We start from the raw sequence: 17,398 nt of genomic DNA on the forward strand, positions 1-17,398 counted from the left end.
CTTTCCGCCTCCTTCTCGCTGCTTCTCTCTGCGTTCCTCTGGTTCCTTCTTCTCGGCTCTCGGCTCCCGGCTCCCGGCTCCCGGCTCCCGGCTCCCGGCTCTCGGCCTCGGCTTTGGGCTTTCGGCCTCGGCTTTGGGCTTTCGGCCTCGGCTTTGGGCTTTCGGCCTCGGCTTTGGGCTTTCGGCCTCGGCTTTGGGCTTTCGGCCTCGGCTTTGGGCTTTCGGCCTCGGCTTTGGGCTTTCGGCCTCGGCTTTGGGCTTTCGGCCTCGGCCCTCGGCTCTCGGCTCCCCTTCCTCGCTTTGGTCGATTTTCGCTTTGAGCCAGCCACTGCCGATTTGCTGGTTTTTTCCGTTTTTGGCGCGGCTCCTCGGCGTTGCCCGCTCTCCATCGTCGCGTTACCGATTGGGACTTGACCGGTACAGGAGCGCGGGTCTACTGTACCGGTATAGCCAAGGTTTACCGGTACAGACGAAGGAGATCCGCCATGAGCACGTTCCCGTTCGCGATGATCGTGTCCCAGTCCGCACTCGCGGAGGAGTTCGGCGGCTCGTGGAACGGCGAGGCGTTCGAGTACGCCAGCGCCCTGCCCAACGCCCCCGTAACCGGCCACGACGCACCGGCCCGCCCGCCCCGCGCCTACCGCGCGCGCACCGCCCTGGCCGCCACCCTGCGCAAGGCCGCCGAGGCTGTCGCCCCCGCCCCGGCGGTCCGCTCCCACCCGGCCCGGTAACGCCCTCGCGCGCCGCGCTCACCACCAACCGTCCGTTCCTGCCGCTTGCCCGGCGCGTCCCTGTCCATCCGAGCGATCAGGCCTGCGCGTTGCGACCCGATACGCCCGGGTGGCGGGACGGCGGCCCGGCCCCGACGGTGAGTTCCCGCACGGCGAGTTAAGGTCTGCGGGAGGCATCGACGACATGGGAGGCGCTGCGGTGGGAAGGGTGACCCTGCAGACGATCGCCGACCGGGTCGGTGTGAGCCGGATGACGGTCTCCAACGCGTTCTCCCGTCCGGACCAGCTGTCCCCGACGCTGCGCGACCGGATCCTGGCCGTCGCCGACGAGCTCGGCTACGTCGGCCCCGACCCGGCCGCGAGGGCCCTGGCCAAGGGCACCACCGGCGCCGTGGGCATCCTGCTGACCGACTCGCTCAGCGCGGCCTTCAGCGACGAGGTGGCGACCACGTTCCTCGGCGCCATCGCCGACGAGCTGGCCCCGACCGGCCTGGGCCTGACCCTGCTGACCACCACCGCCGCCGGCAACGTCATCCCGGCGCGGGACGTGGCCATGGACGGCGCCCTGGTGTACTCCTGCGACCCCGAGAACACCGGCGTCGAGTGGCTGATGCGCCGCAAGATGCCGCTCGTCTTCATCGACCAGGTGGCCGCCGAGGGCGTCCCCGCCGTCAACGTGGCCGACCGCGCGGGCGCCCGGGCCGCGGCCCAGCACCTGGTCGACCTGGGCCACCGCCGGGTGGCCATCGTGACCGCCGGCATCCGCGGCCGCCACGGCCTGATCGGCCCGGACGCGAGGGACGACATCATCGACGGCTTCGTGGCCGGCCAGCGCCTGACGGGCTGGCTGGACGCGCTGACCCCGGCGGGCATCATGCCGCCCATCGCCCGCCAGGCCCACGGCGACCCCGACTCGGGCTACCGGGCCGCACGAATGCTGCTGGACGCCCCGGAGCCCCCCACCGCCGTGCTCTGCTTCTCCGACGCTCTGGCCCAGGGCGTCATGGAGGCCGCGGTGGACGCGGGTCTTTCGGTGCCGGACGACCTCTCGGTCGTCGGCTTCGACGACAGCCCGGCCGCGGCCCGGATGCGCCCGCCCCTGACGACGGTCCGCCAGGACATCCACGCGAAGGGCCACGCGGCGGCGGCCGCCCTGACGAAGGCCATCGAGGCCAGCCGCACCGGCGACCCGGCCCCGGCCGAGCACCTGTGCCTCCCGGCCGACCTGATCGTCCGTTCGAGCACCGCCGCCCCGCGCGTGTGACGTCTTCGTGCACTCCTTCGCCACGGCTGCGGCGGACTGTCTTCGTACACTCTTTCGCCACGGATGCGGCGGACTTACGGGACGGCGCCGTCGCTTCTCTGACCGCCGGATGCTCGTTGCTGACCGGCGGAGCACCCGTGCCTGCGCCGACCTGATCGTCCGTTCGAGCACTGCCGCTCCGCGTGTGTGACGCCCTCGTGCACTCTTTCGCCACGGATGCGGCGGAACGAGGGGGACTGCGCTGTCACCTTCCTGGCCGCCCGACGCCGTTGCTGACCGGCTGAGCACCTGTGTCGTCTGGCGGCGGGCCTGTCGCCATCCGGAGGTGACGGTTTTCCGTCGCTTCCGTGGGTGTTGGCGGGGGGATGGTTCGGCCACCTCCGAACCATCACGGACCTAGCTTGGGGACATGCTCACCTTCCCGGTTCCAGAGCCGGACCCCGCTCCCACCGGTATCGGCTGGCTCCGCTCGACCGTCAGCCGCTTCGCCAACGGCGCCGTCCACGCCCGCCGCCGCGCGATCGTCGAGGACCTTCTCGCGGGCATCGACCCCGCTGAGTTGAGCCGCCCCTATGACGAGCACCCGGTCGCACGCCTCGCACGGGCGCTCGGGTTCGAGGGGACTGGCGAGGATCCGCGAGTCCAGGGAGTTGGGGGAGCCGCGGGGGATCTGCGGGTCGAGGGAGTCGGGGGAGCCGCGGAGGATCTGCGGGTCGAGGGAATCCGGGGAGCCGCCGGGGACCTGCGGGCCGAGGGAATCGAGGGAGCCTTCGAGGATCTGCGGGTCGAGGGAGCCGCCAAGGACCTGCGGGTTGAGGGGGCGGCAGCGGTCGTGCGGATCGAGGGCATCGTCGAGGACGTACGGATCGCGGCGGCCGCTTACCAGACCGGGGACACCGCGGCCGACGAGGCCGTCGAGCGGTTGGTCGCGGCGTTCGGCGGCGCGCACGACGAACGGACCGCCGCGCACATTCAGCTGCTCGTCCAGGCCTGCGACGCGACGGCGACGCTGATCGAACGCGCAAGGACCCGCCCGGTGGACGAGGTGCTGCGCGTCGACCCTCCGGTGCTCGCCACCCGGCGGGTCGCCCCGGACGGCTCGATCATCGCGGTACCCCTGGAAGGGCGCCCGTTCGGCGAAGGACCCCGAGCCTGTCCCGGCCGGGAGCACGCCCTGGCCCTCGTGGAAGGAGCACTGCGATGACCCGCACCTGGACTCCGTTGACGGCCGTTGCGCGTATGAGCCTCGCGGGAGGTGGCTGGTGATGGCCGGGTTCGAAAAGTTGCACGATCGAGTGCTCGTGGATGGCGTATCGCGATGATCTGGCTTGGGCTCGGCTGTCTGCGTTGCGCGTTCGAGTGCTCGTGGCTGGCGTATCGCGATGATCTGGCTTGGGCTCGGCTGTCTGCGTTGCGCGTTCGAGTGCTCGTGCCTGGCGTATCGCGATGATCTAGCTTGGGCTCGGCTGTCTGCGTTGCGCGTTCGAGTGCTCGTGGCTGGCGTATCGCGATGATCTGGCTTGGGCCTGGCTGTCTGCATTGCGCGTTTGAGCGCTCATGGCTGGCGCCTGGCAATGATCAGGTTCCGGGCTCGGCAGCGGCCTGGACGTGTGCGCGCTCGCACGGGAGGACTGCGAGATGGTCCGGCTTGGGCTGCGCTGCCGGTGGCTGCGCGAATGGGCACTCGCGGGTGGCGCATCGTGGTGAGTTGGGTCCGGGTCCGGTGAGTGTGCGTATGCGCAGTTGTGGAAGGAGCTTTGCGATGAGTGACGGATTCCGGGAGTTGCACGTGCCTGGCCGGCCGCTCGTGTTGCCCAACGTCTGGGACGTGGCCGGGGCTCGGATGCTTGCCGCGGCCGGGTTCGCCGCGGTCGGCACGACGAGCCTCGGCGTCGCCGCGAGCACCGGGCTTCCCGACGGCGAGGACGCCAGCGTCGACGAGACGCTGCGGCTGGTGGCGCGGCTGGCGTCGCTGCCGTTGTACGTCACGGCCGACATCGAGCGCGGTTCCGTCGCCGCGGCCGTGGCCGCCGCGGAGGCGGGGGCGGCGGGGGTGAACATCGAGGACGCGTACGGGGACGCGGCCGAACACGCGGCGCTCGTCCGCGCCGTGAAAGCCGCGGCGCCCGCGCTGTTCGTCAATGCGCGAACCGACACCCACTGGCTGCGGGCCGGGGACGTGAACGAAGCAATTCGACGCGTTCGTCTGTACCGGGATGCGGGGGCCGACGGCGTCTTCGTGCCCGGCGTGACCGACCCGCGCGACATCGAGCGGCTGGCCGCGGCGGTCGACGCGCCGTTGAACGTGCTCGCGATGCCGTCCGGGCCGTCCGTTCGTGAGCTCGCCGAGTTCGGGGTCGCGCGGGTCAGCACCGGGTCGTTGCTCTTCCGCGCCGCGCTCGCGGCGATGGCGGAGACTGCTGCGGCGGTACGGCTGAGCGAACCGCTGCGCGCGGACCTTCCGTCCTATCAGGACGTCAACGGCTGACGGCTGGCGTCTCCGCGACGCGTTCGGTCACAGTCCGGGTCGGCGCGGGCTGAACTGGGGGTGCTGGTCGGTGACGAGGAGGCCAGCTGCCGCCGTTTGGTATGGCGCATGACGGCGACCTGGGCGGCCCTGTCAGGACATCAACGGCTGGCGTCTCCGCGACGCGTTCGGTCGCAGTCCGAGTCGGGGCGGGCTGAACAGGGGCTGCTGGACGGTGACGGGGAGGCCAGCTGCCGCCGTTGGTGTCGCGCATGACGGCGGGCTCGGCGTCGGCGGGTTGTCGGACATGTGCGGGTGTGCACGCGCATCTGTCCGTTTCTGTCGTCAACGGCTGAGCGCTGCTGGCGCAGGCGTGGTGGGGCGAGGCATTGGTGGTACACCTCGATGAAGCGTGACGCGAGGACCTTCAGGACGTCAGCGGTTGTGTGCTTTCGCGGCGGATCAAGGTCGCCTCGGCCGGTTCGATGCGCGGGGTGTCGATGTCGTGGGTCTCGTCGAGGGCCATCGACATCGCGCGGGCGCCCATCTCGGCCAGCGGCAGGCGCACCGTGGTCAGGGCCGGCGTCACGTCGCGGGCGATCGGCATGTCGTCGAAGCCGACCAGGGAGATCTGGTCGGGCACCGCGATGCCCCGCGCGCGCAACGTGCTCAGAGCGCCCACCGCCATCTGGTCGTTCAGCGCCACGACCGCGGTCAGGTCGGGGTTGGCGTCGAGCAGGGCCGTCACCGCCTCGGCGCCGCCGTCTCGGTCGAAGCCGGCGTACGCCACACGCCGCGCCGGCAGCGACCGGCCCATTTCGCGGGCCGCGCGGCGCAGTCCGGCCAGGCGGTCCGTGGTCGTGGTGAGCACCTTCGGGCCCGCGATGACCCCGACGCGGCGGTGGCCGGAGCCGAACAGCTCGCAGCCGGCCAGGTAGCCGCCCTCCTCGTTGGCCGGCATGACCGCGTCGCCGGGCAGCTCGTGGCGACCGATCACACTCACGCGTCCGCCAGTGCGCGTATATGCAGCGAGCTTGGCCTTCAGGGCCTTGGTGAAGGCGGCGTCGTGGTACCCGGAGCCGGCGAGGACGATCGCCGCCACCTGCTGGGCGCGCAGCAGCTCGACGTATTCGAGCTCCCGGGCCGGGTCGCGGTAGCTGTTGCAGATGATGCTCAGCCGGCCGTGGGCCGTGGCCACCTGCTGCAGGCCGCGGGTGATCTCGGCGAAGTACGGGTCGGAGACGTCGTGCACGATCACGCCGACGGCGGTGCGCTGTGCGCGAGCGAGCAGCTGGGCGTGCGCGTTCGGCACGTACTGCAGTTCGTCGACGGCCCGCAGCACGCGGGCCCGCAGCTCGTCGGTGACCAGCTTGGTGCTGCCGCTGATGATCCGGGAAGCGGTGGCCGGTGACACGCCCGCGCGGCGAGCAACATCGGCGAGCGTCGCCATCATGGTCTCCTTTGCGCATTGACCCGCGATCAGCGTACCGGCTAGCCTCAGGAAAGCGGTTTCCTGCAGCCGGGGGTTGGACATGAGTTCTCAAATGCCGGGCGCGATCGGCGTGTCGCGGTTGTCGGTGTATGACACCACCGCGCCCGACGGACTGCACGGTGGCACGCCGCACATGCATCTGACGTGCTCCGAGGGGTACGTCGTGATCGCCGGCGAGGGCCGGGTGCAGACGCTGTCGGGCGAGGGCTACCGCGAGACCCCGCTGCGGGCCGGAACCGTCGCCTGGTTCCGGCCGGGCACCATCCACCGGCTCGTCAACGACGGCGGGCTGCAGCTCGTGGTGCTCATGCAGAACAGCGGCCTGCCCGAGGCCGGCGACGCGGTGCTGACGTTCCCCGCGCACATCCTCGGCGACCCGGACGGGTATCGCGCCGCGGCGACGCTGCCGGGCGGCGGCGACCTTTCGCCCGCGTACCGACGGCGCGACCTGGCCGTGACCGGCTTCCTGGCGATGCGCGCGGGCGGCCCCGAGGCGTTCACCGAGTTCTGCCGCGCCGCCGCCGGCCTGGTCGCCCCGCGCCTCGGCGAGTGGCGCAAGCGCTGGGAGAGCGGCGCGCTGGAGACCGCGCTCGAGACCGGCCGGCAGCTCGACGCGCTCGAGCGGTCGGACGTCGCCCATCTCGCCGATGGCGGCATCGAGGTGCTGCCCGGACCGACCGAGTCGGGCAAGCACGGCATGTGTGGCCTGCTCGAGACCTACATTCCCTGAAGGAGACCCGTGAACCGCGTTCCGATCGGCATCGTCCTCAACGGCGTGACCGGCCGCATGGGGTACCGCCAGCACCTCGTCCGCTCGCTGCTGGCCATCCGGGAGGAGGGCGGCCTGCCCGCCGGCGACGGCCGGCGCATCTGGCCGGAGCCGATCCTCGTCGGGCGCAACGAGGCCAAGCTGCAGGAGATCGCCGAGCGGCACGGCTTGAGCGAATGGACAACCGACCTTGACGCCGCCCTGCACCGCGACGATGTGCAGATCTACTTCGACGCCCAGGTGACGCAGCAGCGCGAGAAGGCCATCCGGGCGGCGATCGAGGCCGGCAAGCACGTCTACACCGAGAAGCCGCTCGCCGAGGACACCGCGGCCGCCGTCGACCTGTGCCGCGCCGCGCGCACCGCGGGGGTCAAACACGGCGTGGTACAGGACAAGCTCTTCCTGCCTGGTCTGCGCAAGCTTGCACGACTCGTCGAGGGCGGCTTCTTCGGCCGCATCCTGTCGGTCCGGGGCGAGTTCGGCTACTGGGTCTTCGAGGGCGACTGGCAGGCGGCGCAGCGTCCGTCGTGGAACTACCGGTCGGCCGACGGGGGCGGGATCGTCGTGGACATGTTCCCGCATTGGCAGTACGTGCTGGAGCGCATCTTCGCCCCCGTCCGCTCGGTGCAGGCGACGATCGCGACCCACATCCCGTCCCGCGTCGACGAGTCCGGCGCCGCGTACGAGGCGACGGCGGACGATGCGGCCTACGGCACGTTCGAGCTCGAGGGCGGCGCGATCGCGCAGATCAACTCGTCGTGGGCCGTGCGCGTGTACCGCGACGAGCTCGTCGAGTTCCAGGTGGACGGCACCCATGGCAGCGCGGTCGCGGGGCTGCGGGAGTGCCACATCCAGCACCGCGGGTCGACGCCCAAACCGGTGTGGAACCCGGATCTGCCGGCTACTGAGCGTTTTCGCTCGCAGTGGCAGCAGGTGCCGGACAACGAGGTGTTCGACAACGGGTTCAAGGTGCAGTGGGAGCAGTTCCTGCGCCACGTGGTCGATGACGCGGCGTTCCCGTGGGACTTCGCCGCCGGCGCGCGGGGCGTCCAGCTGGCCGAACTGGGCCTGGAGTCAGCCCGCACCGGCCGGCGCATCGAGATCCCCGCGCTCGACCTGTAGCCGCACTCGCCCGCGTTCGCACGTACGCCCACGCCAGCTCAGGTTCACACACCCGTTCGGGTTCGCACGTTCGAGCCGCACGTTTGCGCACCCGTTCGAGCTCGCACGTTCGAGCCGCACGTTCGCGCACCCGTTCGGGTTCGCACGTTCGAGCCGCACGTTCGCGCACCCGTTCGGGCTCGCACGTTCGAGCCGCACGTTCGCGCACCCGTTCGGGCTCGCACGTTCGAGCCGCACATTCGCGTGCCTGTTCGGGTTCGCACGTTCCCGCGCCTGTTCGGGTTTGCGTTCGTGTTCGTCCAGGCGGTCGCGTTCGCGGGTCCGTTCAGGTTCGGACGGTCGATGCCCGTTCTCGTTCGAGTTCGTCCGCACGTGCTCATTCGCGTTCGTGGTCGTGGTGGCGTTCGTCCACGTGGTCGCGCTCGCGCGGCTGTTTGAGTGCGCACGGTCCGACGCCGTTCTCGTCCGCGTTCGTCCGCGCGTTCCTGTTCACGTGGTCCGCGCGTGCGTCCGGCTTCGAGTCGGTCATCGGATGGCGATCGGTCGTTCGCTCGGTGGCTCCTGCGCGAATGGCGCGGGTGTCGGCGGGCGGCGCGAGTCGTCGTTCGCTCGGGGGATCGTGCGCGAATGTGTGCGGGGCGGGGAGAGGTGAGCGGTTGCTCGTTCGCTCGGTGGGGCGTGCGCGCATGCGTGTGGGTCGGGGAGAGGCGAGTGGGTGCTCGTTCGCTCGGTGGGTCGTGCGCGAGTTGGATGCGGGGCGCCGCCGGGCGGGTGGGTGTTCGTTTGTGCACCGGGCCTCCTCGTTCACCTGCGACAACACGTACGCGTCGACGCCAATGGTGACGCCGGCCGTGCTTGAACGCGGCAGGGGGCGAAGGCGGTGCGCCACGTGAAGTTGGTTGGGGTGCGGGGTGGGTTGCACGTGCGGTACACGGAAGAAATAGCTGATGGAGGGCACTGTGAGCGACCTGTCCCGATTCTCGCTGAACCAGGCGACCACCAAGCGCTGGTCCATGGAGGACACCGTCGCCGGCTGCGTCGCCGCCGGCGTGCCCGGCATCGGGCTGTGGCGCGACCAGGTGGCGGAGCTCGGGGTCGAGCGCACCGCGGCGCTCGTACGATCGGCCGGTCTCGATGTCACAACGCTCTGCCGCGGGGGGTTCTTCACCGCCGATGACTGGCTCGACGACAATCTCCGCGCGATCGAGGAGGCGGCCACGCTCGGCGCGCCGGTGCTCGTGCTCGTCAGTGGCGGTTTGCCCGTGGGTAGTCGCGACATCGACGGCGCGCGGCGGCGGGTTGCCGACGCGATCGCGGAGCTGGTGCCGCATGCGCAAGCGGCCGGCGTTCGGCTCGCCATCGAGCCGCTGCACCCGATGTTCGCTTCGGACCGTTGTGTGATCGCCACGCTCGGCAACGCGCTCGACATTGCCGAGCCGTTCCCGGCCGACGCGGTGGGGGTTGCGATCGACACGTACCACGTGTGGTGGGACGACCAGGTCTGGGCACAACTGGCGCGGGCCGGGGCCGCCGGGCGGATCGCGTGTTTCCAGCTCGCGGACTGGATCACCCCGCTGCCCGAGGGCGTACTGCTCGGGCGTGGGCTGCCGGGCACCGGCTGCGTGGAGCTGCGGCGCTTCCGTGAGGCGGTGGACGCGACCGGGTACCGCGGGCCGATCGAGGTCGAGGTCTTCCACGAGGGCGTGTGGTCACGCCCCGGAGCGGAGGTGCTCGACGAGGCGATCCGGGGCTACCTCGAACTCTTCTAGCGCGACGGTCCGCCCGGAAACGTTCAGGACCGGGATGCCGCGAGCGCCGCGCCGTGGAAAGGCGTGATCCCCGCGGTGCGGCGAAGGCGGTGAGCGTCGCGCCGTGGGGGAGCCGCGCCGTGGAAAGCCGAGAGCCCCAGGGCGCGGCGAAGGCCGTGAGCGTCGCGCCGTGGGGGAGCCGCGCCGTGGAAAGCCGTGATCCCCACGGTGCGGCGAAGGCCGTGACCGCCGCGCCGCGGGGGACTCGTAAGCGCTACGCCGCCGGCGGGGCGCCGACGGGAGGGTCGGTCGGCGGCTCCGACGTCGGCGTGGTCGGGCCGGCGGTGGTCGGAGCGGGCGTGGTCGGCGTGGGCGTCGGCGTCGTCGTGACGACCACCGGCGTCGTCTGCGTCGGCGTGACCACGCCACCGTCGACCGTCTGGGTCGGGGCCGCGGGCTGCGCGGTGTTGGTCGGGTTGCCGATCATCTTCTCGTTCGAGCCGTTGTTCGCCCCGTTGCCCAGCCCGGCGGTCGCGGCCGGAGCCGGGGCCGGGGACAGGTTCGTGGTCACCGAGTCGCCACCGGTCGTGCCGTGGTGCGTGTCGCCGCCGGGGTTGCCGCCGATGAGGTCCGAGGTCGTCTCGGCCGCGGCGAAGACGAGCGCGAGGGCCATCGGCAGCGCGATCGCCATCGACGTGACCCGGCGCCGGGACATCTGGGCGGGGGCGCGCAGCCAGCGCCGCTGCACGGGGACGGTGGCCGCCTCGAGGTCGTCGATGGCCAGGCCGAGCAGCAGCTGGCGCGCGTCCGGGCGGTCCTGCGGGTCGCGGCTCAGGGCGGCGGCGACGAGGTCGCGCACCGGGTCGGGGATGCCGCTGAGGTCGGGCTCGCCCTCCAGGATCTTCCAGGCTCGGGCGGCCGCCTCCTCCCCGCCGTAGGGGTGGCGGCCGGTCGCGGCGAACGCGACGAGGCAGCCCCAGCCGAAGATGTCCATCGCCGCCGTGGGCTCCTCGGCGCGCAGCTGTTCGGGGGAGGCCCATCCGAGGCTGCCGACGATGTTGCCGGTACCGGTGATGTCACTGGCGGCATCGAGAGCGCGCGCGATGCCGAAGTCGATGATCCGGACCCCACCGAGCGTGACCATCAGGTTGCTCGGCTTGAGGTCGCGGTGCACGAGGCCGACGTTGTGGATGGCCGCGAGCGACGCCGCGACGCCGAGCGCCACGCTGTGCAGCATGGCCGGGTCGAGCGGGCCGTCGTCGGCGACGAGGCGGGACAGCGGGATGCCCTCGAGGTACTCCGTGACCAGGTACGGCCGCTCCTCGTACACGCCCGAGTCGAGCACGCGCGCGGTGCAGAAGCCGGGCACCCGCTGGGCGGCGCGGACCTCGCCGGCGAAGCGCACCCGGAAGCGGGGGTCGCGCGCGAGGTGCTGGTGCACCAGTTTGACCGCGACCCGGCTGCCCTCGGGAGACTGCGCGAGGTAGACGGTGCCCATGCCGCCGACGCCGAGCTGGCCGAGCAGCCGGTAGTCGTCGATGCGGATCGGGTCGTTCTGGGTCAGGTCGCCGACGGAGGCGCGCCGGGCAGGCGCGGCCGAGCGCAGCGGCAGGTCCGGCGAACCGGAGTCACCGGCGTCGTCGTGGTTGCCTGCCTCGGTCATCGGGATCCTTCCAGGGACTTCGCGGGGACATGCGGCTTTCACCAGCAGTCTGATCTCTTCACGGGGAGATGAAAAGACCGTGCTGTATGCATCAGTTGTGCCCGTTCGGACACCTTTTGGGTTGGGGGCGCTGCCTCGAACAGTAGTCCAGCCGGGCCGGATTCTCCGCGCCGGAGGTCACACCCGTTATGGCACTGTTCAGGTTTCATGCCCAACGAGCCGGCCCCGTTCGAATGACGCATTTCCCCTCTTGGGGTGTCATTCGGGCAAAGGACGTTACCGCGATCGCTCCAGGTGATCGACCAGTCCACGCAGCGCTGCGGTGATGCGGGCGAGCTCTCCGGGCTCGAGGTACGACAGCGCGTACGACTCGGCATGCTCGGCCTCCGGGAGCAGCTCCCGGATCAGCCGGTGCCCCTTGCGGGTCAGCTGCAGCAGCACCAGACGGCCGTCGTCGGGGTGGTTGGCCCGCTTCATCAGGCCGCGCCCGGAGAGTGTGTCGGCCACGCCGGTGAGGGTCGCCTTGGAGATGCCGGCCTGCTCGGCCACGTGGCGGGTCTCGATGCGGCGCGCGGCCCACACGGTGCGCAGCACCACGAAGCCGGTCCAGGTCAGCTGGCGGGGGCGCAGCACCTCCTGCTCGACGTGCTGCCGGACGGCGTTGGCGGCCCGGTGCAGGTGCAGGACGGCCTCGGTCGCGCCGGTGAACGCGCCGCCGTCCCGCCCCACCGTTGCGGTCACCGTGTTCCGCGCAGGTGTGCGTGTGCCGACGCGACCCCGTGCTTGCCCATATGGGCGGCCCCCCTCTGGTCCCCACATCGAACACACAGAATATCGGGAACGTCCCGGTTCCGTTGCCCCGTCATCACTCTGCGCGATCTCATGGCGACCTCCGGTGGCTGCCTTCTCGGCATTCACCGCGTTTGTCCGGCGGTTCTGCCGGATATCCGATGAATTGAAACGTCCTACGATCATCGGGAGACGTTCTACGGGAGAAGAGAAGAGGCCCCGCCCGCCTGATACATCGGCGTTGCCCGGCACCGCGCGGGCGGCGGGAACCGGCGCGGGAACCACCGCCGGTTCTGCCGGTGTTTCTGCCGGTCGATGGTAGCGCTGTGTAGTCGAGCGCCGTACTAGTCGCGATCGTCGCGCTTGCGGTTCATCAGGTGCCGCCGCTGCCAGACGAGCACCGCGAAGAAGGCGACGACCACGAACGCCGCGCAACAGAACTTGGCCACCGGGGAAGCCTACGACCAGCGGGGCAGCCGCTCCGGGGCGCGCCCGGCCGCGAACCCCCGGCGCTCGGCCAGCCGCGCGAGGGCCACGGCGTCGGCGACGGCCGCGCAGCCCTGGTCGTTGTTGAAGTACACGTAAATGTCCTGGTTCGTGAATGCCTCGGCCAGGCGCGCCGTCCACGAATCGAGGGATGAGCGGCCGTAACGGGGCCAGGGCGTGGCGCGGCCCTCGTGCAGGCGCAGGTAACCCCAGCCCGCGGTGCGCCACAGCGGCGACTGCGGGCGGCCCTTGCGGTCCGACCAGCACAGGGCCGCGTCATGCTGCGTCAGTACCGCCTTCACGTCGCCGTTCCACCAGGAGTCGTGCCGCGGCTCGACCGCGATCCGGACGCCGCGCGGGAACGCCCGCAGCGTCCGGTCCAGCGCCTCCGGGTCGGCGGGGAGGGTCGGAGGCAGCTGCAGCAGTACCGGTCCGAGCTTGCGGCCCAGCCCGGCCGCCCGATCCATGAGTCGGCCCACCGGCTCCTCCGGCTCCCGCAGGCGCTTGACGTGCGTGAGGAACCGGCTCGCCTTGACCGCGACCGTGAAGTCCGCCGGGGTACGCGTCCGCCAGTCCTCGAACGTCTTGCGCTCCGGCAGCCGGTAGAACGCGTTGTTCACCTCCACGGTGCCGAACGCCGCCGCGTAGTGCTCCAGCCACAGACGGTGCGGCACGTCGCGGGGATAGAAGCGATCGCGCCAGTCCTTGTACTGCCAGCCGGAGGTCCCGATACGCATCATGCTCGACCCGTTCCCCGTCTCGCACGCCCGTAACCTGCGGCGATCCGGCATGACTAGTCCGGGCCGGACATACGTAGACGCCGGCGGGGGTCGTCTACGTATGTCGGGGCGTCGCGATTACGTAAGCGTGACAGATGGAACGCGGGCCTTACTCCGACAGGATGGACTCACACGGTTGAAAGGGGCCCGACACCATGAACGTCCACGAGAGCCTGCTCAGCGAGATCTCCCGCCAGCGTCGCCAGGACATGCTCGACGACCACAAGCACTGGACAAGCCGCGTGCGGCTGCGCCGTCGAAACCAGCGCGAGCACCTCGCCTGAGCCACCGCGACCGAACCGCGGGGGAGAGCAGCCTCGGCCTTGCCGGGGCTGCTCTTTTGTGTGCCCGCGGCCGGTGACTAGTCGGCCCGGCGATGACTAGGCCGGTCGCGGGGCCGAAGATACGTAACAGGTGCAGATGGCAGGCGACGCTTACCCCGGCAGGATCGGGTCAACGGTCGATCCAGGGAGTCGAAACCATGCACCCGGTCTTTCTCTACAGCCAGCTCCAGCACCGCCAGCAGGGCCTGCTCGGCCTCCAAGCACACCGCCGCGCAGACGAGCGGGGCGGACGCCGGCCGTGGTGGCGCAGGTCGCGTCCATCACTGCCGGAGCATCGGCCGCCCGCCGGTAGGCTGGTGCCGTGCGGGCCAGCCGTAGCGGAATGAGCCAGGTGATGGTCGGCCGCGACGACGAGCTGCGCCGGTTGCGCCGGCTCGTCGACGGGTCCGAGCCTTCCATCGCCATGCTCGGCGGGGAGCCGGGCATCGGCAAGAGCCGCCTGGTCCACGAGCTCATCGCCGGCCTGCCCGAGACGGTTCCGGTCCTCGACGGCCAGGCCGACCCCGGCGCCCTCAGCCGCCCCTTCGAAGTCCTCCTCGACGCCATCGACAGCAGCCGCCGCGCCGAGCTGCTCGACCCGGAACTGCTGCGAGTCGTCACCGACGCGTCCCGCTCGATGATCGACCGCATCCAGGCCGGGCTGGAGATCGTGCGGCTGCTGACCACGCCCGGCCCGTCCATCGTGCTCTTCGAGGACCTGCACTGGGCCGACTCGGAGAGCGTCGCGCTGTTCGAGCGGATCGCCGAGCTGCCGGGGGAGCGGCTGCTCATCGGGACCTACCGGCCCGACGAGGTCACCCGCCGGCACCCGCTCGCCGACCTGCTGACCCGGCTCGAACGGCGGTACACGATCACCAACGTGCGGCTCGAGCGGCTCAGCCTCGCCGACACGTCGATGTTCCTGAAGTCGGCGACCGGCCGCCCGCCCGCCTACCGCACCGCCCTGTCGCTGCACAACCGCACCGGCGGCAACCCGTTCTTCCTCGAGGAGCTGCTCAAGGCCAACGGCGACGCCGACCTCGACACCCTGTGCGACCGGCCGCTGCCGTGGAACATCGCCGAGGCCCTGCGTCGCCAGCTCGACGACCTCGACACCGGCGAGAAGCGCATCGTCGAGGCCTCCGCGGTGCTGGGCCGCAAGGTCCCCTTCGACCTGCTCGCCGCCGTCACCGGGTTCGACGAGAACGAGCTCATCGACGGCCTGCGGGACCTGGTGCGCCGCGGGCTCATGGTCGAGACCGGCGACGACGAGTTCAGCTTCCGCCACGCGCTGACCCGCGAGGCCATCGTCGACGAGCTGCTCGCCCGCCAGCGGCGCCGCCTGCACGAGCTCGCGCTCGAGACGCTGCTGTCCACCGGCAGCAAGGACTACGCGCTCGTGGCCCACCACGCGCGGGGCGCCGGGCGCTACCTCGACATGGTGGAGGCAGCCCGGCGCGGGCTCGTGGTCTACCTCGCGATGGGCTCGCCCTACCAGGCGCTCCAGCTCGCCGAGATGGGCCTCGACGAACTGCCCGACGACGTCGAGCTGCTCTCCTGCGGGGCCCGGGCCGCCTGGCTGGCCGGCCTCCTCGACGACGCGCAGGAGCTCGGGCGGCGCTGGCTGGACGCGGCCGGCACCCGCGAGGAGCGCGCCGACGCGCTGCGGCTGCTGGTCCGGCTCAGCTGGGAGGTCGGCAGCAGCGGGAGCATGCAGGAGCGCGCGGCCCAGCTGCGGCGCGAGATCGCGCACCTCGACGACGGGCCGGCCAAGGCGCACGCGTATGCGGCGATCGCCCAGGCGTACATGCTCCACGACGACACGGAACGCGCCGTGGCCTGGGCCGACATGGCGATCGCCCTCGGCGAGGAGCTCGGCCTGCCCGCCGTGTGGCTCGCCGGCAAGGTCGAGAAGGGCTCGGCCCTCGTCAACGTCGCGGCGGGCGTCGAGGAGGGCGTGAAACTGCTCAACGAGGCCGCCCAGGAGGCCGAGGAGGCGGGCGAGTGGCTGCTGGCCGCCCGCTCGCTCAACAACCTCTACAGCCTGCTGCCGGGCGGGCCCGCCGACTGGGCGGCCGCGCTGGAGCGGATGCGGACCTTCGCCGAGCGGGCCGGGTTCGAGTCGCTGGCCGTCGCCGCCTACTTCCAGGGCCGCGCCCGCCTCGCCGTGCAGGAGGGCAACCTCGGCGCCGCCCTCGCCGAGCTGGAGGCGGCCCGCCGCCGCGACCGTGGCCTGCTGCGCACCCGCAACGGCAGCGACTACCACGGCGTGCTCTTCGCCGGGCTGCTGCTGGAGGCCGGCGAGCTCGACAAGGCCGACACCGTCATCCGCGGCCTGATCGAGCAGTCCACCGACGCCTACACGATGCTCACCCAGACCTCGGTGCCCGGCCTGCAGTTCCACCTCGCCTGCCGCCTGGGCCGCGCCGACCTCGCCCGCGAGCTGCTGCGCACCGTGCTCGACGCCGTCCGCGTCACCGGCGTCACCGGCCGCGACTTCGCCCACGACCTCATCTCCGCGGGCTTGGCCGCCGGCCTCGCCGTCGACGAGCTGCGCCCGATCGCGGCCGCGATCGACGACCCGCTCTTCGACGACGCGTACCGCTGGCTCGCCGACGCCCAGATCGCCGAGGCCGCCGGCGACACCACAGAGGCGCTGCGCCTCTACCGCCGCGCCGTGGCCGAGCCGACCATGCTCCTGCCGGCCCAGCGCGGCACCGGGCACCTGGGCGTCGCCCGCTGCCTGCTCGCCCTGGGCGACCTCGAGGCCGCGCGGACGTCGGTCCGCACGGCCGAGCCGCTCCTCACCCGCTGGGCGGGCTGGCGCGTCGCCGAACTCACCGGCCTGCGCGGCCGCCTGGGCCTGAGCGCCCCGACGGCGGCAGGCGACCAGTCGCTGACCCCGCGGGAGCGCGAGGTGGCCGTCCTGCTCGCCGAGGGCCTGACCAACGCCGAACTGGCCCGCCGGCTGTACATCTCACCGCGCACGGCCGCCGTCCACGTCTCGAACATCCTGAGCAAGCTGAACCTGGAGTCCCGGACGCAGATCGCCGCTTGGGTCAAGTCCCGCGAGCCGGCCAGGTAGCCGCGGCCTTCTTCTTCCGCCTGCGCCCGTTTCCCGCATTTCAAGCGATGCGCATCGTGCCGGGTAGCCGTGCCCTTCTTCTTGCGCGTAGGGCCCGTTTCGCACTTTTCAAGTGATGCGCGTCGTGCCGGGTAGTCCTGCCTTTCTTCCTCCCTGCACGGCCCGTTTCGCGTTTTCAAGTGATGTGCATCGTGGTCGGCCTGTGGTTCTCGGACGGTGGTGGGCTTACCGGCCTGGCTTGGACGGCTACGCCCGGCGGATGGTGTTCGGGGCGGCGGAGTACTCCCGTGGGCGGATGTGCGCGTTGCCGAAGGTCCCTACCATCGGTGGCATGCCGTGGTCGATGACCACCCTGATCGCCGCGTGGGCCCTGGTCGGCTCGCCCGGTGACGTCGTCGCAGTGGCGACGGCCGTACTCGCCGCGCTCGCGGTCGTGCTGGCCGCCCGGTTCGTGGCCGGAGCGGCGGCGGCTCCCGCGCGGCTGCTGGCCTTGCCGGCCCGGGCCCGGACCGGCCTCGGGCAGGCCATTCGCTTCGTGGACCCCGACGCGGACGGTCGGCCGCGGCCCCGGGCGCCCGGAGCCTGATCGCTCATCCGGCACCGTGGAGCCGATTCGCTCAGTCGCGGCGACGAGTCTTGATCGTTCAGGTCGCAGCGTGGGACTGCCCGTTCAGTCGCGG

Annotated in this window: 15 protein-coding genes; 10 read left to right on the forward strand and 5 right to left on the reverse strand. The window is 71.6% G+C overall.

Annotation, left to right across the window (positions count from 1 at the left end; translation table 11 throughout):
• Positions 1-485: 485 nt before the first annotated feature.
• The 4 genes from ACQP1P_RS10025 to ACQP1P_RS10040 all read left to right on the forward strand — a co-directional run bounded on the left by ACQP1P_RS10025 (position 486) and on the right by ACQP1P_RS10040 (position 4,483).
• Positions 486-731: a hypothetical protein gene (locus tag ACQP1P_RS10025; protein ID WP_433085264.1), complete on the forward strand. Its 246-nt coding sequence runs from the start codon at positions 486-488 to the stop codon at positions 729-731.
• Between the two features lie 208 nt (positions 732-939).
• The gene (locus tag ACQP1P_RS10030; protein ID WP_433085266.1) at positions 940-1,995 is read left to right on the forward strand and encodes a LacI family DNA-binding transcriptional regulator; all 1,056 of its coding nucleotides are present in this window, start codon (positions 940-942) and stop codon (positions 1,993-1,995) included.
• Positions 1,996-2,404: 409 nt separating this feature from the next.
• Positions 2,405-3,199, forward strand: coding sequence for a hypothetical protein (locus tag ACQP1P_RS10035; RefSeq protein ID WP_433085268.1), 795 nt, complete (start codon positions 2,405-2,407; stop codon positions 3,197-3,199).
• Positions 3,200-3,757: 558 nt separating this feature from the next.
• A complete protein-coding gene (locus ACQP1P_RS10040; RefSeq protein WP_433085270.1) occupies positions 3,758-4,483 on the forward strand; it encodes an isocitrate lyase/PEP mutase family protein in 726 nt (241 codons plus the stop codon).
• A gap of 406 nt (positions 4,484-4,889) precedes the next feature.
• On the opposite strand, the gene ACQP1P_RS10045 is transcribed toward ACQP1P_RS10040, so the two are convergent.
• Positions 4,890-5,912 carry a LacI family DNA-binding transcriptional regulator gene (locus tag ACQP1P_RS10045; protein WP_433089951.1) on the reverse strand — a complete coding sequence of 341 codons (1,023 nt, stop codon included), beginning with the start codon at positions 5,910-5,912 and terminating at the stop codon, positions 4,890-4,892.
• Between the two features lie 82 nt (positions 5,913-5,994).
• On the opposite strand from ACQP1P_RS10045, the gene ACQP1P_RS10050 reads away from it, so the two are divergent.
• Positions 5,995-6,684, forward strand: coding sequence for a cupin domain-containing protein (locus ACQP1P_RS10050; RefSeq protein WP_433085272.1), 690 nt, complete (start codon positions 5,995-5,997; stop codon positions 6,682-6,684).
• 9 nt (positions 6,685-6,693) lie between these two features.
• On the forward strand, positions 6,694-7,845 hold the full coding sequence (locus ACQP1P_RS10055; RefSeq protein WP_433085274.1) for a Gfo/Idh/MocA family protein: 1,152 nt from the start codon (positions 6,694-6,696) through the stop codon (positions 7,843-7,845).
• A 376-nt stretch (positions 7,846-8,221) separates the two neighbouring features.
• On the opposite strand, the gene ACQP1P_RS10060 is transcribed toward ACQP1P_RS10055, so the two are convergent.
• Positions 8,222-8,374, reverse strand: a complete 153-nt coding sequence (locus ACQP1P_RS10060; protein WP_433085276.1) for a hypothetical protein — start codon at positions 8,372-8,374, stop codon at positions 8,222-8,224.
• Positions 8,375-8,792: 418 nt separating this feature from the next.
• Between ACQP1P_RS10060 and ACQP1P_RS10065 the strand changes: the two genes are divergently transcribed.
• On the forward strand, positions 8,793-9,614 hold the full coding sequence (locus ACQP1P_RS10065; RefSeq protein WP_433085278.1) for a sugar phosphate isomerase/epimerase family protein: 822 nt from the start codon (positions 8,793-8,795) through the stop codon (positions 9,612-9,614).
• A gap of 253 nt (positions 9,615-9,867) precedes the next feature.
• Here the strand turns inward: ACQP1P_RS10065 and ACQP1P_RS10070 are convergent, their stop codons facing one another.
• The 3 genes from ACQP1P_RS10070 to ACQP1P_RS10080 all read right to left on the reverse strand — a co-directional run bounded on the left by ACQP1P_RS10070 (position 9,868) and on the right by ACQP1P_RS10080 (position 13,271).
• Positions 9,868-11,256 carry a serine/threonine-protein kinase gene (locus tag ACQP1P_RS10070; RefSeq protein ID WP_433085279.1) on the reverse strand — a complete coding sequence of 463 codons (1,389 nt, stop codon included), beginning with the start codon at positions 11,254-11,256 and terminating at the stop codon, positions 9,868-9,870.
• Between the two features lie 276 nt (positions 11,257-11,532).
• A complete protein-coding gene (locus ACQP1P_RS10075; RefSeq protein ID WP_433085281.1) occupies positions 11,533-11,997 on the reverse strand; it encodes a MarR family winged helix-turn-helix transcriptional regulator in 465 nt (154 codons plus the stop codon).
• Between the two features lie 506 nt (positions 11,998-12,503).
• The gene (locus tag ACQP1P_RS10080; protein WP_433085283.1) at positions 12,504-13,271 is read right to left on the reverse strand and encodes a DUF72 domain-containing protein; all 768 of its coding nucleotides are present in this window, start codon (positions 13,269-13,271) and stop codon (positions 12,504-12,506) included.
• A gap of 194 nt (positions 13,272-13,465) precedes the next feature.
• Here ACQP1P_RS10080 and ACQP1P_RS10085 point away from each other — a divergent pair, with 194 nt between their 5' ends.
• The 3 genes from ACQP1P_RS10085 (at position 13,466) to ACQP1P_RS10095 (ending at position 17,304) form a co-directional block, all read left to right on the forward strand.
• Entirely contained in the window at positions 13,466-13,594 is a 129-nt protein-coding gene (locus ACQP1P_RS10085) for a hypothetical protein (RefSeq protein WP_433085285.1), read from the forward strand.
• A 361-nt stretch (positions 13,595-13,955) separates the two neighbouring features.
• On the forward strand, positions 13,956-16,718 hold the full coding sequence (locus tag ACQP1P_RS10090; protein WP_433085287.1) for an ATP-binding protein: 2,763 nt from the start codon (positions 13,956-13,958) through the stop codon (positions 16,716-16,718).
• 331 nt (positions 16,719-17,049) lie between these two features.
• The gene (locus ACQP1P_RS10095; protein WP_433085289.1) at positions 17,050-17,304 is read left to right on the forward strand and encodes a DUF6412 domain-containing protein; all 255 of its coding nucleotides are present in this window, start codon (positions 17,050-17,052) and stop codon (positions 17,302-17,304) included.
• Positions 17,305-17,398 lie beyond the last annotated feature (94 nt).

This window comes from Dactylosporangium sp. CA-052675, assembly GCF_050947935.1.
GTDB lineage: Bacteria > Actinomycetota > Actinomycetes > Mycobacteriales > Micromonosporaceae > Dactylosporangium.

Excerpts from the sequence above, each read along its gene's own strand:
- ACQP1P_RS10025 (WP_433085264.1), top strand. The coding sequence starts at position 486 with ATGAGCACGTTCCCGTTCGCGATGATCGTGTCCCAGTCCGCACTCGCG.
- ACQP1P_RS10035 (WP_433085268.1), top strand. The coding sequence starts at position 2,405 with ATGCTCACCTTCCCGGTTCCAGAGCCGGACCCCGCTCCCACCGGTATC.
- ACQP1P_RS10040 (WP_433085270.1), top strand. The coding sequence starts at position 3,758 with ATGAGTGACGGATTCCGGGAGTTGCACGTGCCTGGCCGGCCGCTCGTG.
- ACQP1P_RS10045 (WP_433089951.1), bottom strand. The coding sequence starts at position 5,912 with ATGGCGACGCTCGCCGATGTTGCTCGCCGCGCGGGCGTGTCACCGGCC.
- ACQP1P_RS10050 (WP_433085272.1), top strand. The coding sequence starts at position 5,995 with ATGAGTTCTCAAATGCCGGGCGCGATCGGCGTGTCGCGGTTGTCGGTG.
- ACQP1P_RS10060 (WP_433085276.1), bottom strand. The coding sequence starts at position 8,374 with ATGACCGACTCGAAGCCGGACGCACGCGCGGACCACGTGAACAGGAAC.
- ACQP1P_RS10065 (WP_433085278.1), top strand. The coding sequence starts at position 8,793 with ATGGAGGGCACTGTGAGCGACCTGTCCCGATTCTCGCTGAACCAGGCG.
- ACQP1P_RS10070 (WP_433085279.1), bottom strand. The coding sequence starts at position 11,256 with ATGACCGAGGCAGGCAACCACGACGACGCCGGTGACTCCGGTTCGCCG.
- ACQP1P_RS10080 (WP_433085283.1), bottom strand. The coding sequence starts at position 13,271 with ATGATGCGTATCGGGACCTCCGGCTGGCAGTACAAGGACTGGCGCGAT.
- ACQP1P_RS10085 (WP_433085285.1), top strand. The coding sequence starts at position 13,466 with ATGAACGTCCACGAGAGCCTGCTCAGCGAGATCTCCCGCCAGCGTCGC.
- ACQP1P_RS10095 (WP_433085289.1), top strand. The coding sequence starts at position 17,050 with ATGCCGTGGTCGATGACCACCCTGATCGCCGCGTGGGCCCTGGTCGGC.